This is a genomic window from Frankia sp. CeRuru1, assembly GCF_977966315.1.
On record NZ_CDWWEW010000089.1, the window covers coordinates 1 to 14900 of the forward strand.

Annotated in this window: 16 protein-coding genes; 1 reads left to right on the top strand and 15 read right to left on the bottom strand. The window is 68.8% G+C overall.

Annotation, left to right across the window (positions count from 1 at the left end; genetic code table 11):
• Positions 1 to 111 precede the first annotated feature (111 nt).
• The 4 genes from glmS to rplM form a co-directional block, all read right to left on the bottom strand.
• Entirely contained in the window at positions 112 to 2004 is a 1893-nt protein-coding gene (glmS, locus tag AC08OP_RS09195) for a glutamine--fructose-6-phosphate transaminase (isomerizing) (protein ID WP_476613812.1), read from the bottom strand.
• A 105-nt stretch (positions 2005 to 2109) separates the two neighbouring features.
• Positions 2110 to 3477, bottom strand: a complete 1368-nt coding sequence (gene glmM, locus AC08OP_RS09200) for a phosphoglucosamine mutase (RefSeq protein WP_476613813.1) — start codon at positions 3475 to 3477, stop codon at positions 2110 to 2112.
• 108 nt (positions 3478 to 3585) lie between these two features.
• Positions 3586 to 3993, bottom strand: coding sequence for a 30S ribosomal protein S9 (rpsI, locus tag AC08OP_RS09205; RefSeq protein ID WP_476598530.1), 408 nt, complete (start codon positions 3991 to 3993; stop codon positions 3586 to 3588).
• A gap of 93 nt (positions 3994 to 4086) precedes the next feature.
• A complete protein-coding gene (gene rplM, locus AC08OP_RS09210) occupies positions 4087 to 4530 on the bottom strand; it encodes a 50S ribosomal protein L13 (RefSeq protein WP_011435067.1) in 444 nt (147 codons plus the stop codon).
• Between the two features lie 334 nt (positions 4531 to 4864).
• Between rplM and AC08OP_RS09215 the strand changes: the two genes are divergently transcribed.
• The gene (locus AC08OP_RS09215; RefSeq protein ID WP_476613814.1) at positions 4865 to 6289 is read left to right on the top strand and encodes a hypothetical protein; all 1425 of its coding nucleotides are present in this window, start codon (positions 4865 to 4867) and stop codon (positions 6287 to 6289) included.
• A 41-nt stretch (positions 6290 to 6330) separates the two neighbouring features.
• Here AC08OP_RS09215 and truA read toward each other — a convergent pair whose 3' ends face one another.
• The 11 genes from truA to secY form a co-directional block, all read right to left on the bottom strand.
• On the bottom strand, positions 6331 to 7155 hold the full coding sequence (truA, locus tag AC08OP_RS09220; RefSeq protein WP_462202429.1) for a tRNA pseudouridine(38-40) synthase TruA: 825 nt from the start codon (positions 7153 to 7155) through the stop codon (positions 6331 to 6333).
• A 222-nt stretch (positions 7156 to 7377) separates the two neighbouring features.
• Positions 7378 to 7977: a 50S ribosomal protein L17 gene (gene rplQ / locus AC08OP_RS09225; protein WP_476613815.1), complete on the bottom strand. Its 600-nt coding sequence runs from the start codon at positions 7975 to 7977 to the stop codon at positions 7378 to 7380.
• A gap of 132 nt (positions 7978 to 8109) precedes the next feature.
• Positions 8110 to 9159 (bottom strand): DNA-directed RNA polymerase subunit alpha, encoded by a 1050-nt coding sequence (locus AC08OP_RS09230; protein WP_476613816.1) that lies wholly within the window; start codon positions 9157 to 9159, stop codon positions 8110 to 8112.
• 177 nt (positions 9160 to 9336) lie between these two features.
• Positions 9337 to 9966, bottom strand: coding sequence for a 30S ribosomal protein S4 (rpsD, locus tag AC08OP_RS09235; protein ID WP_011435062.1), 630 nt, complete (start codon positions 9964 to 9966; stop codon positions 9337 to 9339).
• A gap of 95 nt (positions 9967 to 10061) precedes the next feature.
• Positions 10062 to 10466 (bottom strand): 30S ribosomal protein S11, encoded by a 405-nt coding sequence (gene rpsK / locus AC08OP_RS09240; protein WP_011435061.1) that lies wholly within the window; start codon positions 10464 to 10466, stop codon positions 10062 to 10064.
• A gap of 81 nt (positions 10467 to 10547) precedes the next feature.
• Complete coding sequence (gene rpsM / locus AC08OP_RS09245; RefSeq protein WP_462202433.1) at positions 10548 to 10928, bottom strand: 30S ribosomal protein S13; 381 nt, start codon at positions 10926 to 10928, stop codon at positions 10548 to 10550.
• A gap of 201 nt (positions 10929 to 11129) precedes the next feature.
• Positions 11130 to 11243, bottom strand: a complete 114-nt coding sequence (gene rpmJ, locus AC08OP_RS09250; RefSeq protein ID WP_003956441.1) for a 50S ribosomal protein L36 — start codon at positions 11241 to 11243, stop codon at positions 11130 to 11132.
• Positions 11244 to 11322: 79 nt separating this feature from the next.
• On the bottom strand, positions 11323 to 11544 hold the full coding sequence (gene infA / locus AC08OP_RS09255; RefSeq protein WP_006541558.1) for a translation initiation factor IF-1: 222 nt from the start codon (positions 11542 to 11544) through the stop codon (positions 11323 to 11325).
• A gap of 282 nt (positions 11545 to 11826) precedes the next feature.
• On the bottom strand, positions 11827 to 12672 hold the full coding sequence (map, locus tag AC08OP_RS09260; RefSeq protein WP_462202436.1) for a type I methionyl aminopeptidase: 846 nt from the start codon (positions 12670 to 12672) through the stop codon (positions 11827 to 11829).
• A gap of 143 nt (positions 12673 to 12815) precedes the next feature.
• Positions 12816 to 13469 carry an adenylate kinase gene (locus tag AC08OP_RS09265; RefSeq protein ID WP_462185702.1) on the bottom strand — a complete coding sequence of 218 codons (654 nt, stop codon included), beginning with the start codon at positions 13467 to 13469 and terminating at the stop codon, positions 12816 to 12818.
• Positions 13469 to 14761 (bottom strand): preprotein translocase subunit SecY, encoded by a 1293-nt coding sequence (gene secY / locus AC08OP_RS09270; protein WP_476591756.1) that lies wholly within the window; start codon positions 14759 to 14761, stop codon positions 13469 to 13471. The genes AC08OP_RS09265 and secY overlap by 1 nt, the downstream gene beginning before the upstream one ends.
• Positions 14762 to 14900: the final 139 nt, after the last annotated feature.

Sequence of the window (14900 nt, forward strand, 5' to 3'; positions counted from 1 at the left end):
CCCCCGACGACTCCCCCAGGAAGCTCGCCGAAGGCGAGCTGACAGAAACCCCGAACGGCCCCGATGCCAGGGGTCCCCACACCGCGCCGGAGGCGCCGTGTGGGGAAGGGCTTATTCGACTGTGACCGACTTCGCCAGGTTACGCGGCTGATCGACATCGAGGCCGCGCGCAAGCGCCAGCTCGCACGCGAAGACCTGCAGCGGTAGCGTCGTAACCAGGGGCGCGAACAGCGACGCGGTCGCGGGCACGCGGATGAGATGATCGGCGAACGGTTCGACGGCGGTGTCGCTCTCTTCCGCGATCACAATCGTGCGGGCGCCACGCGCCCGGACTTCCTGGATGTTGGAAACGATCTTTCCGTGCAGGTTGGCACGACCCCGTGGGGACGGCACAACGACGAACACCGGCAGGCCGGGCTCGATGAGCGCGATCGGCCCGTGCTTGAGCTCCCCCGCCGGGAACCCCTCGGCGTGCATATAGGCGAGTTCCTTGAGCTTGAGGGCCCCTTCCAGGGCCACCGGGTACCCCACATGACGACCGAGGAAGAGCACCGCCCTCGCGTCGGCCAAGGCACGGGCGAGCTCCCGCACCGGCTCGACCGTTCCCAGCGTCCGTTCGATCAGCTCGGGCATACGCTGGAGCCGCTCGACGTACGCAGCGACCTCGTCGCCGTAGAGCACGCCGCGCACCTGGGCCAGGAACAGGCCAACGAGAAGGCACGCGGCGACCTGCCCGAGGAAGGTCTTGGTGGACGCGACCCCCACCTCCGGGCCGCAGCGGGTGTACAGCACCGCATCGGACTCCCGAGGGATCGTAGAACCGTTGGTGTTGCAGATGGCCAGCACCCGTGCCTTCTGCTCGCGCGCGTGTTTGACCGCCATCAGCGTGTCCAGCGTCTCGCCGCTCTGGCTGATCGCGATGACGAGGGTGGACCGGTCGAGCACCGGGTCGCGGTAGCGAAACTCCGAGGCCATCTCGACCTCGCAGGGCAGCCTGGTCCAGTGCTCGATCGCGTACTTTGCGATGAGGCCGGCGTGGTAGGCGGTGCCGCAGGCGACGATGAAGACCTTGTCCACGTCCCGGAAATCCTGGACAGACAGCCGCTCCTCGTCGAGCACGATCGCACCATCGGCGGAAAGCCGACCGCGCAGCGTGTCTGCCAGGGCGGTCGGCTGCTCGCTGATCTCCTTGAGCATGAAGTACGGGTAGCCGCCCTTCTCGGCGGCGCTGGCATCCCAGTCGACGTGGTACCGCCGGCCCTCGATGATCTGGCCGCCGAAGTCGGTCACCGTCACGCCGTCCCGGCGGGCCTCGACCACCTGATCCTGCCCGATCTCCAGCGCCTCCCGGGTGTGGGCGATGAAGGCCGAGACGTCGCTGGCGAGGAAGGTCTCCCCCTGACCGAGCCCCACGACTAGCGGGCTGTTGCGCCGGGCCCCGACAACCACCTCCGGGAAGTCGCGGTGCAGCACGACCAGGGTGAACGCGCCTTCCAGCCGCCGGCAGACCCGTCGCAGCGCGGCGGTCAGCGGATGCGCGCCCCCGTCGTACCCGCGGTCGGCACCAGCGCCGGCACCAGCAAGCTCGACTTCGAGGAGATGGGCGACGACCTCCGTGTCGGTCTCACTGGCGAGCTCGTGGCCGACCGTCTCCAGCTCGACCCGCAATGCGGCAAAGTTCTCGATGATCCCGTTGTGGATGACGGCGATAGCGCCGGTGCAGTCGGTGTGCGGATGGGCGTTCGCATCGGTCGGTCCACCGTGCGTGGCCCACCGGGTATGCCCCATGCCGGTGGTGCCGGGCATCAGCCTGGAATCCGGATTCTCGGCGAGCAGCTTCTCGAGGTTGGACAGCTTGCCGGCACGACGCGCCGTCCGCAGTGCCCCGGCGCCGACCACGGCGACACCCGACGAGTCGTAACCCCGGTACTCCAACCGCCGCAGACCGTTCAATGCGACATCCAGTGCCGCCTGGTCGCCGACGTAACCGATGATCCCGCACATGCGGCTCAGCGTACGCAGGTTCCCGGAGGTGAGAGCGTACCGGGGGACGCTCGGGGCAAGGTGTCCGCTTGTCGCCGCGGCGGGACCGGTCAGCGACGGGATCGGTCAGCGCGCCGGCGGCAACGCGGTGCGCACGACGGCAGCGAGCCGCTGTGCGACCGCCCGCGCGGCGGCGTCGGTGCCCGCCTCGACCATCACCCGCACGAGGGGTTCGGTGCCGGACGACCGCAGCAGCACCCGACCCTCGTCACCGAGTTCCGCCTTGGCCAGGGCGACGGCCCGCAGCAGTTCCTCATTGGTGTCCACCTGCGTCCGGTCGACGCCACGCACGTTCACCAACACCTGGGGCAACCGGGTCATCGCCTTGGTGAGCTCGCCGAGCGGTTGTCCGGTCTCGGCGACCCGGCCCAGGATCCGCAACGCCGTCAACAACCCGTCGCCGGTCGTCGCGTAGTCCAGGAACACCACGTGCCCGCTCTGCTCACCGCCGAGCACGTAGCCTCCGGCGCGCATCGCCTCCAGCACGTACCGGTCCCCGACGGGTGTGGTGACGACGGTGATACCGGCCTCCCGCATCGCGTGGTGAAAGCCCAGATTCGACATCACGGTGACCACCACCGTGTCGTCGACCAGCTCACCCCGCTCGGCCAGCGCCAGAGCACACATCGCCAGGATCTGGTCGCCGTCGACGACCTCACCGGTCGCGTCCACGGCGAGGCAACGGTCCGCGTCGCCGTCGTGGGCGATGCCGACGTCGGCACCGTACGCCACGACCGCGGCACGCAGGCTGTCGAGATGGGTGGCACCGCTGCCGTCGTTGATCGCTGTCCCGTCGCCGTCGGCGTGCAGCGCGACGACATCGGCTCCGGCCGCCCGCAGCACCCGAGGGGCCAAGGTGGAGGCGGCGCCCTGGGCACAGTCGACGACGACCCGCAGGCCGTCGAGCGGCACCGGCAGCGTGGCCAGCAGATGCGCCGCATACCGGTCGAGGAGAACCGGTTCGTCGTGGACCCGACCGACGTCGGCGCCGACGGGACGGCGGCTGGGAGGTAGGGCCATCCGCCGCTCGATGGCGTCCTCGACCTCGTCGGGCAGTTTGAGGCCGCCGGCGGCGAACAGCTTGATGCCGTTGTCCGGCATCGGGTTGTGGCTGGCGGAGAGCATGACACCGAACATCGCGCCGCTGGCTGCGACGGCGTAAGCCACCGCGGGCGTGGGTGCCACCCCGATCCGGGCCACGTCGGCACCGGAGGCTGCGAGCCCGGCGACCACCGCGGCCTCCAGGAACTCCCCGGAGGGCCGCGTGTCCCGGCCGACGACCACTACCGGCTTACCGGACCTGGAGGGCCCACTCGCCCGGTTCGGCCCAGCGAGAACCTCGACCGCCGCGGAAGCCAGCGACAACGCCTGCTCGGCGGTCAGATCGATGTTGGCGACACCTCGGACGCCGTCGGTGCCAAAGAGCCTCACCATTGAGGTCTCCCTTGTCGAAGATCGTGGCGGAGACCGAGGGGGCACCGGTGGCACCGATCCCCTCCAGGAGCGCGCCTCCGGGGGCACGCCCGCGAAGGGGATCCAAGGTCAGCGCTTGCTGTACTGCGGAGCCTTGCGGGCCTTCTTGAGCCCGTACTTCTTACGCTCCTTGACCCGAGCGTCACGGGTCAGGAAGCCGGCCTTCTTCAGGGTAGGCCGGGACTCCTCCTCCGCCAGCGTCAACGCGCGGGCGAGGGCGAGCCGCAGCGCACCGGCCTGCCCGGAGACGCCGCCGCCGTGCAGCCGGGCGACGATGTCGTACGACTCCGTCCGATCCAGTGCCTTGAGCGGCTCGTTGACGAGCTGCTGGTGCACCTTGTTCGGGAAATACTGCTCAAGCGTGCGCCCGTTGAGCGTCCACTGCCCGGTCCCCGGGAGCAGACGCACCCGGACGACCGCCTCCTTGCGCCGCCCGGTGGCGCGGGGATTGCCCTGTACGTCGGTCACGACAGCCACGTCGCGTTCCTTCCTCGGTTGATGCGTGGTTCCCGGGGCCGGTACCGGCGGGCGGGAGGACCCCGCCCGGCGACCGGCTCAGGAGGTCCGCGGCTACTGCGCGACCTGGATGATCTCGAATGGGGTGGGCTGCTGCGCCTGATGCGGGTGGGTCGGACCCGCATAGACCTTCAGCTTGGTCCCCTGGGCTCGGCCGAGTTTGTTCTTCGGCAGCATGCCCTTGATCGCCTTCTCGACGATAATCTGCGGACGGGTATCGAGCAGCTCCCCGTAGGAGGTGCTGCGCAGACCGCCCGGGAAACCGGAGTGCCGGTGGTACTGGGCCTGCTCCCGCTTGTTCCCACTCAGGGCGACCTTGCCCGCGTTGATCACGACGACGAAGTCGCCGGTGTCGATGTGTGGAGCGAAGTACGGCTTGTGCTTTCCACGCAGGAGCGTGGCGGCCTGGGTCGCCAGCCGACCGAGCACCACGTCGGTGGCATCGATGACGTGCCACACACGCTGGACATCCGCGGGCTTGGGCTGGTACGTGCGCACAGGTCTGCCTTCTCGTTCGGACGATCCCGCCAGGAGACTCCCAAGGGGCCTCTCACGGATCTCGTCAAGAATGATCTCGTCAAGAATGTGGAGCGCGCAGACGGGACGTGTCACGCGCAGCAGTCTTTGAGGTTACCAGGCGATCGGAGCGGTCCACCCGGGGGGCCGGTCCACCCGGGGGGCACGGAAAGCGGCAGTACCGGCAGTACCGGCAGTACCGGCAGTGCGGACATGCAGGGGAGACGGACATGCAGGCGGCCCGGCCACCGACCATGGACACCTGACCGCGCTGAATCTCGCCGACAAGCTGGCTATTCTCACCAGGATGACGGAGATGGGCAGCGGGCGATCCGACGGGCGCGAGGGGCACGAAGCCCCCGGGCACGAGGGGCCGACCCCGCTGTCCGGAGGCGCCGGCCACGATCGGACCTTTCCCGCGCCGGCCGAGGGCCGCCGGTCGGCCGGCGCGCCGGAGGGCGGCGGTCCGGCAACCGGTCCGGCCGACCGGGGAGGCACCACGGGCCCGACAGCAGTGACGATTCCCCGCCCGGGTGGCCCGCACCCCGACCTCGACGGCTGGACTCCCCCGGCCGACGATCCCCTGTTCGGGGGATCCCGGACGTACTCGTTCTCGCCGAAGCCGACCTCCCTGCGGATCACACCGCCCGACACCACGCAGCCCAACACCACACCGCTCGGCATAACACCGTCCCCGACCACCACGAGCTTGGGCACGGAGCCAGCCGGGACCGGCGCCGCATCCGTACCGCCGTCCGGTCCGACCCGCTATGAGCGCCCGGCATCCCGTCCACGGGACTCGGACACGCCGGCCTATCCGGGTGTCTCCCCCGGCACAGATGCCGTTACTGGCGGTCCCACCCGCATCGGTGAAACCGGCGAATCCCACCTACCCGCCGCGGCTGATGGCGGATTCGGCGACGGCGATCCGGTCGACGGGTCGGCACCGTCCGCCACCGCCGCATCGAGCGCCCGTGGCGCGTACCCGTCGAGGTGGGGGCGGAGCACTCAGGACCAGGCCGGGGACCGTGGGGTCCGCGGCGCTCGGCGGTTGCTGGCCGGCGTCGCCGGGGCCGTCCTCGTCCTCGTCGCGGCGGTCGCGGTCGTGGCGGTGCGCAGCGGGGACAACGGGCACGAGACGCCCACCACTCGGCAGACGCTCCCACCAATCCCGGCCGGCTTCCTCAACAGCGCGACCCTCGACTCCGACCCGGTAACCGCCGACGAGTTCTTCTCCGACGAGCAGGTCGAGGCCGAGGGACGGAACTACCGGCGGCTCGCCCGCAAACTGGACAACGGCTGCCCAGATCTCACCGGTGGTCTGGTCACGCAGCTCAAGGACCGGCGCTGCCGGCAGGTGGTGCGGACGCTGTTCCTCAGCACCCCGGGGGACAGCGGACACCAGGTGCTGGCCGGTGTCACCGTCTTCGTCCTCGACGAGCTCGCCACCGCCACCGCCACCGCGGGCATCCTCAACCAGGGGCGCGGTGGCATCGTGCCCCTCCCCGTCCCGGCCAACTCGATTCCGAACGCGCGGATCACCGGCCCGGGTGGGAACAACTCGTGGCGGGGCGCGATCACCCGCGGGCACTACCTCATCTACACGCAGGTCGCCTACACCGACGGCACCCAGGGAGCAGGGACCGATCCCGCGCTGCGGAACGCCCAGACCGATCTGAGCACACTCGCGACCGAGCCCATCGGAGACCGAGCAGTACTCGGCCACGGCCCGCGCCACTGACCCACCGGCGACCAGGCCCCACCGGCGACCAGGCCCCACCCTCAACCGGACGGCGTGGGGGGAATCCGAACGGCCCGGGTGACCTCGGCTCGGGCGGCCAACTCGGGATCGGGCGGGTAACGCACGTCCACCAACGTCAGGCCGTGCGCCGGCGCAACGGTGACGGCAGGGTCCCGGACGCCTCGGTGCAGCACCGCCGCGGGCCACTGGGGCGGCTTGCGGCCCTCCCCGACGGCAAGCAGGGCGCCGACCAGCGCCCGGACCATGGAGTGGCAGAAGGCGTCGGCCTCGACGTCGGCCACGACGACCCCGTCAGGCCGGCGGAGCACATCGAGGCGCAGCAGCGTGCGGACGGTCGTCGCGCCTTCCCGGCGCCGGCAGAACGCGGCGAAGTCATGCTCGCCAACCAGGAACAGCGCCGCCGCCGCCATCGCGGGCACGTCGAGCGGACGAGGCCAGGCCAGGGTGTCGAAGCGCCGCAGGGGTTCGGCTCCATACGGAGCGTCGGTGATGCGGTAGACGTAGCGGCGGGAGAGTGCGGAGAATCTGGCGTCGAAGCCGGGCGGTGCCGGGGCGAGCCCGATGATCCGCACGGCCCGGTCCAGGACACCGTTCAGCCGCCGCGCGAGGCCGCCGAGCGGCACGTCGTCCGGGAGATCAACATGCGCTACCTGGCCGACGGCGTGGACGCCCGAATCGGTCCGTCCGGCGACGGTGAGCCGTACCGCCGGCAACCGCGCCACCCGCATAAGGGCATCCTCCACATCGCCCTGCACGGTGCGTTGGCCGGGCTGGCGGGCCCATCCTGCGAACGGCGTCCCGTCGTAGGAGAGGTTCAGCCGCAGCCGAACCAGCCCGTCGGTCATCGTCATCACCGGCGGGCAGCCGCCTCGCGACCCGCGGGACATCGTCCCGCGGAAACTCCCGGATCGGACATCTGTCTCTCCCCCGTGCAAGCGACGACGCGGCGGTGCGACGGCACTAAAACGAAAGCCCGCCGCCCATCATGGGCGGCGGGCCTGCGCGGATCTACTCCAAGACGCGAGATCCGGGCCGAAGGCCGAAGATTCCGGCCTTCGGCCCGGATCTCAGTTTGCGGAGTCCTCCCCGGTGCCGGAGTCGTCCGCCTGCCCGGTCGTCGGCTTGCCGGCGGCCCCTTCGGCGGGGGTGTCCACCGGCTCCGCGGCCTCGGCTGCCACAACAGCCGCGGTCGGCGACTCCTGGGCCAAGTCCTCCGCAGCCTCCGCGGTGGCGCCGGTGGGCTTGCGACGAGCCTCGAAACGAGTGTCCCGCGCCCGCTCGGCTTCACTGACGGCCTGCTGGCCGATAGTCAGCGCCTCGACCAGCTCGATCCGGGCCAGCGGGGCGTTGTCACCCTTCCGGTTGCCGATCTTGATGATCCGGGTGTAGCCACCGTTCCGGTTCGCGTAGCGCGGACCGATCTCGGTGAACAGGGTGTGCACGACCGAGTTGTCGCGTACCTGGCGCATGACGCGCCGGCGGGCGTGCAGGTCCCCCCGCTTGGCGAAGGTCACCAAACGCTCGGCGTACGGACGCAGCCGCTTGGCCTTCGCCTCGGTGGTGGTGATGCCGCCGTGCTCGAACAGCGCGGTGGCGAGGTTGGCCAGCAGCAGCCGCTCATGTGCGGGGCTGCCGCCGAGCCGGGCGCCCTTGGTTGGCGTGGGCATGATGAGTGCTCCTCGTTCCTTTCACTGTCCTGCTGGTCACCGGCCTAGCCAGGCTGCCCGCCCGAAGGACGCGGCTCTCGCCACCGGAGGGTCGCCGAGGGCCCCCGCCGGAAGCGGAGGCCCTCGTGGAGATCAGTACTGCTCGGTCTCGACGAACTCCGCGCCGTCGTCGGACGGGTCGGAGAACGACGGGCTGTACGCGTCGGTGCCGTAGGTGTCCACGGCCTGGCGCGGGTCGAACCCGGGCGGGGAGTCCTTGAGCTGCAGGCCCATCGCGCCCAGCTTCGTCTTGACCTCATCGATCGACTTCTGCCCGAAGTTACGGATGTCGAGCAGGTCGGCCTCGCTACGGGAGACCAGCTCGCCGATCGTGTGGATGCCCTCACGCTTGAGGCAGTTGTAGGAGCGGACGGTCAGGTCCATCTCCTCGATGGGCAACGCGAGGTCGGCCGCCAGCGCCGCGTCCGCGGCGGACGGGCCGATGTCGACGCCCTCCGCCTCGGCGTTGAGCTCCTGCGCCAGCCCGAACAGGCCGACCAGGGTCTTGCCGGCGCTGGCCATCGCGTCTCGCGGGGAGATCGACGGCTTGGTCTCGACGTCAACGATGAGCCGGTCGAAGTCGGTCCGCTGCTCGACGCGGGTGGCCTCGACCTTGTAGGTCACCTTCAGCACCGGCGAGTAGATCGAGTCGATCGGGATCCGCCCGATCTCCTGGCCGGCCTGCTTGTTCTGGGCCGCGCTGACGTACCCGCGCCCCCGCTCGACGGTCAGCTCGATCTCGAGCTTGCCCTTGTCGTTCAGAATGGCGAGCCGCAGCTCGGGGTTGTGCACCTCGACGCCCGCCGGCGGGGCGATGTCCGCCGCCGTGACCTCGCCGGGGCCCTGCTTGCGCAGGTACATCACGGTCGGCTCGTCGTTGTCGGAGCTGACGACCAGTTCCTTGAGGTTCAGGATCAGGTCGGTCACGTCCTCCTTGACGCCGGGCACGGTGGAGAACTCGTGCAGCACGCCGTCGATGCGGATGCTGGTGACCGAGGCACCGGGAATGGAGGACAACAGGGTCCGGCGCAACGAGTTACCGAGGGTGTAGCCGAAGCCCGGCTCCAGCGGCTCGATCACGAAGCGTGAACGGAACTCGGAGATCGGGTCTTCGATGAGGGTGGGACGCTGAGCGATCAACATGAGAACGTCCTTCCGACCACGGCGACCGCCATATGACGCCGTGTGGTGCAGGCCCCCTGACGGGAGCCGGTGAGCGGAACATCGGTCCGTTCCGCCCACGGGGTGGTGTCCGGGCGGAGGCCCGCCCGGACTCCAGTGTGCTCCGCCCCCTGACTGCGGGGACGACGCCGGCAGACCCTACTTGGAGTAGAGCTCGACGATCAGCTGTTCCTGCACCTGAGTGTCGATCACCTGCCGCGCCGGCAGCGAGTGCACCAGGATCCGCAGCTGGCTCGGGATCACCTCCAGCCAGGCCGGAACGGCCCGACCCTGACCCGCGGTCTCCCGGGCCACGATGAACGGGGTGAGCTCCCGGGCCTTCGGCGCGATCTCGACGATGTCGTTCTCGCTGATCCGATAGCTGGGGATGTCGACCTTGCGGCCGTTCACCTGGACGTGGCCGTGCCGGACGGCCTGACGGGCGGCGTCCCGCGAGGGTGCGAAGCCACCCCGGTACACGACGTTGTCGAGCCGCGACTCAAGGATCTTCAGCAGCTCGTCACCGGTCTTGCCGGCCCGGCGATTCGCCTCGTCGTAGTAGCCCCGGAACTGCTTCTCCAGCACGCCGTAGATTCGGGCGCACTTCTGCTTCTCGCGCTTCTGCAGCAGGTACTCGGAGTCCTTGGTGCGGCCACGGCCGTGCTCGCCCGGCGGGTAGGGCCGGATCTCGATCGGGCACTTCGGGGTGTCGCACTTGCTGCCCTTGAGGAACAGCTTGGTCTTCTCGCGGCGGCAACGCTTGCAGTCCGCGCCGGTGTAACGGGCCATCTAATCCTTCTCTCTCGTTTCCTGGCGCGAACTCGAACGCAACGCCACGACACCGGCCGGCGTGGAGCTCCGGCCGCGACCGCCTCGCCGCATGGTCACACCCTGCGCCGCTTGGGCGGGCGGCAACCGTTGTGCGGGGTCGGGGTGACGTCCTGGATCGCACCGACCTCGAGGCCCGCGGCCTGCAGGGAACGAATCGCGGTCTCCCGGCCGGAACCCGGGCCCTTTACGAAGACGTCGACCTTGCGCATCCCGTGCTCCTGCGCCTTGCGGGCCGCGTTCTCGGCCGCCATCTGGGCGGCGAAGGGCGTGGACTTGCGGGAGCCCTTGAAGCCGACATGGCCCGCCGAGGCCCAGGAGATCACGTTCCCGGACGGGTCGGTGATGGAGACGATCGTGTTGTTAAACGTGCTCTTGATGTGAGCATGTCCGTGGGCGACGTTCTTCTTTTCCTTGCGCCGGACCTTCTTGGCGCCGGCTGCGCGCGTCTTGGGAGGCATGTTCGCGTGTGGTCTCCGTGTACGAGGTCGTCGATCAGTGGTCGGCGGCGGCGGGCCCGAGCGGTCCGCCGGGGACCCTGACTACTTCTTGCCGGCCTTCTTCTTGCCGGCGATGGCGCGGCGCGGGCCCTTGCGGGTGCGCGCGTTGGTGTGCGTGCGCTGGCCGTGGACGGGCAGGTTACGCCGGTGACGGAGCCCCTGGTAGCATCCGATCTCCATCTTGCGGCGAATGTCCTGCTTGATCTCCCGGTTGAGGTCACCCTCGACCCGGTAGTTCGCGTCGATCCAGTCGCGCAGTCTGACGATCTCTTCCTCGCTCAGATCACGAACACGCGTGTCCGGGTTGACCCCGGTGGCGGCGAGGGTGTCCCGGGAGCGGCTGCGGCCGATCCCGAAGATGTAGGTCAGAGCGATCTCAACCCGCTTCTCGCGGGGAAGGTCGACGCCGGAGAGGCGTGCCATGAACGGATGTTTCCTTCCTGCGGCCGGAGGTCTCGGGCGATGCCGTCCCGGCCGGCGCCGGGCCGGGCGGGCCCCGGCCTCCGACCGGGGGTGGGTCGTCCCGGATGGGACGCCTGGCATCGCTTGGATGCGGTGGGCCGCCTCTCGGCGGGCGGCACGTGCTGCGCCACCCGCCGGGACGAGGCCGCACCCGTCAGGACATCAGCCCTGACGCTGCTTGTGACGAAGGTTGTCGCAGATGACCATGACTCGCCCGTGGCGACGGATCACCTTGCACTTGTCGCAGATCTTCTTGACGCTGGGCTTGACCTTCACGGCTGTTGCGGACCTCCTGCGCAGCCGCGGGCCGCGCGTGGCGATTGAGTGGAGCTACGGGCGAGTGAGAAGAGATCGACTACTTGTAGCGGTAGACGATGCGGCCGCGGGACAGGTCGTAGGGCGAGAGCTCGACCACGACGCGGTCCTCCGGCAGGATCCGGATGTAGTGCTGGCGCATCTTCCCGCTGATGTGGGCGAGAACACGATGACCGTTCTGGAGCTCCACCCGGAACATCGCGTTCGGGAGCGGCTCCACCACACGGCCTTCGATCTCGATGGCCCCGTCCTTCTTCGGCATGTCCTCCGCTGTCCTGACGTCGGCTATGGGACGGCGGCTCGGCCGCGACCGGTCGGCCCTCCGAAATATTCGGAAAAGCCAAGGTCAGAGGCTTGAACTACCCCGAGAGGAGCCCGAACCCACCAACCACACTGCCACCGACCGCAACTGCCATGGACAGGACTGCTATCGACACGGTGGAGCACACCGGCGTGAGAAGACCGCCAGCTAAAGAGTGTACGCGGCGACCCCCGTCAAGGGTCAACACGACCCCCGCTCAGAGTCGACGCGACCTCAGCCGGTTCAGCCGGTTCCAGACGGGGCGTCAGCCGGCTGCCCGCAGGCGACCCCGAGCTCGGTGAGTTTCGCCGCTCCGCCGTCCGGCGCCGTCAGCACCCACGGCCCACGCGGAGTGATTGCCACCGAGTGCTCGATGTGGGCGGCGAGGCTGCCGTCGCGGGTCACGACGGTCCAGTCGTCGGGGAGCACGGCCGTGTCCGGCGACCCCATGGTGATCATGGGCTCGATGGCCAGCGCAAGGCCCTCGATCAGCCGGATGCCACGGCCGGGCCGGCCGTGGTTGAGCACGTGGGGGGGCTGGTGCATCTCGCTGCCGATGCCGTGGCCCCCGTAGTGATCGACGATGCCGTAGCCATGTGGACGGACATGCCGCTCGACGGCGGCGCTGATGTCGGTGAGCTTTCCACCGAGCTGGGCGGCGGCGAGGCCCGCCCACAGCGCGCCCTCGCACGTGTCGATCATCGCGAGAACCTCCGGGGCGACCTCACCGACCGGCACGGTGATCGCGGCGTCCCCATGCCAGCCGTCCACGATCGCCCCGCAGTCGATCGAGATGATGTCGCCCTCGCGCAGCACCCGCTTGCGGGTGGGGATGGCGTGCACCACCTCGTTGTTGACCGAGCTGCAGATCGAGGCCGGATACGGCGGCTGGGCATAGCCCTTGAAGGACGGGATACCGCCGTCGTCCCGGATCGTCTTCTCGGCAAGGGCGTCCAGCTCGGCCGTGGTGACCCCGGGGACGACCGCGTCACGCAGCCGCGCCAGCGTCTTCGCGACGAGCAGGCCAGCAACCCGCATCTTGGCGATCTCCGCCGCCGTCTTGATCTGGACGTGTTCTCGTCGCGCCACGCTCGTCGCCCCGGTCCGTGTTCGTGTTGTGTCCGTTTCCGATGTTAGCCGCCGACCCCCGCAGGACGTACTCCAACGATCTTCCGCGAAAAGCTCGGGAGCCACGTTCAGCCTGGTCCGCGGCCCGGACCAGGCCGACGGGTTCAGTCGCCGTAGTGCCGCAGGGCGTCGAGCGCGCGGTCGGTGACGTTGTCCACCGGTCCGGTGGCGTCGATACCGATCAGGATGCCCTTTTCGGCGTAGTACGCCACCAGCGGCGACGTCTGGTCCGCGTAGACCTCGAGCCGATGACGGACCGTCTCCGACCGGTCGTCGTCGCGCTGGAACAGCTCGCCACCACACCGGTCACAGACGCCCTCGACCGACGGCGGGTCGAAGTCGATGTGCCAGATATGACCGCAGTTCCGACAGGTTCGCCGACCGGACAGCCGGCGCACCACCTCGTCGTCGTCGACGACGAGCTCGAGCACCACGTCCAGACGGGTCCCCATGCCATCGAGCATCTGCCCGAGCACCTCGGCCTGCGGGACGTTGCGAGGGAAACCATCGAGCAGGAATCCCTTGACCGCGTCGTCCTCGGCCAAGCGGTTGCGGACCATACCGATGGTGATCTCGTCCGGTACGAGATCACCGGCATCCATGAAGGCCTTGGCCTTGACGCCCAGTTCCGTTCCCTGTCGCACATTCGCCCGGAAGATGTCCCCGGTGGAGATCTTGGGGATCGACCGCGCCTGGGCAATGAACGCGGCCTGGGTGCCCTTTCCGGCACCGGGCGGCCCGACCAGTACGAGGCGCACTACCGGAGGAAACCTTCGTAATTACGGAGCATGAGCTGGCTTTCGATCTGCTTCACGGTTTCCAGCCCAACCCCCACCATGATCAAAACCGACGTGCCCGCGAAGGGGAACGGCTGGTCCTTGGTCAGGTTCAGCAGTGCCAACGGAAGAACCGTGATCACGCCAAGGAACAGCGATCCCGGGAGCGTGATTCGGTCGAGTACATGTTTGAGGTACTCCGCCGTCGGGTTCCCCGGCCTGATCCCGGGGATGAACCCACCATACTTCTTCATATTGTCCGCGACCTCCGTCGGGTTGAAGGTGATCGCAACATAAAAATAGGTGAAGAAGATGATGAGTGCAAAATATGTCACCAGATAGAGTGGATGGTCTCCCCTGGAGAGGTATCTTTGCTCGAAGTCCTGGAAGCTCTGGTTGCTCCACACCTGTCCGGCGAGCTGAGGGAGCTGCAGCAGCGAGGACGCGAAGATGACGGGGATGATCCCGGCCTGGTTGACCTTGATCGGCAGGTAGGTCGACGTCCCGCCGTACATCCGCCGCCCGATCAGACGCTTGGCGTACTGGACCGGGATGCGACGCTGAGACTGCTCGACGAACACGACGAACACGACGATCGCGAGACCGAGCAGGAGCACCAGGCCAAACACCACACCGCCGGCGACCTGGAGAATGCGTCCGCCTTCGGAGGGAAGCCTCGCCGCGATCGAGGTGAAGATCAGCAGCGACATGCCGTTGCCGACCCCTCGGGCGGTGATCAGCTCACCCATCCACATGATGACCGAGGTACCCGCTGTCATCGTGATGACAATTGTCGCGATCCGGAACAGGCTCGTGTCCGGGATGATGGCGGCCGAACAGTCGGGGAACAGCCGGCCGCTGCGGGCCAGCGCCACGATGCCGGTGGCCTGCAGAAGACCGAGGGCGATCGTCAGGTACCGGGTGTACTGCGTAAGCTTCTGCTCGCCCGAGCTGCCCTCCTTCTTCAGCTGCTCCAGCCGAGGGATCACCACAACGAGCAACTGAATGATGATACTCGATGTGATATACGGCATGATGCCAAGCGCGAAGATGGACAGCTGCAGCAGAGCCCCACCACTGAACAGGTTGATCAGCGAGTAGACGTTGCTGCTGTCGGCACTCGCCGAGTCCAGGCAGGTGTTCACTGCCGACGTCGAGACACCCGGCGACGGCATGACGCTGCCGAACCGGAACAGCACCACGATACCGACGGTGAACAGCAGCTTCTTGCGCAGGTCAGGCGTGCGGAATGCCCGCGTGAAGGCGGTGAGCACGGCTCCTCCTGCTGGGATTGCGGACCGACGGGAAGTGGACATCCTGCCCAGTGCGGATCGCCTCCCCCGGCCGGTCGCCGAGGTCGGTTAGGCGACTGTAACAGGACACCCGGCCCACTCGTCCCGACATCACCATGGG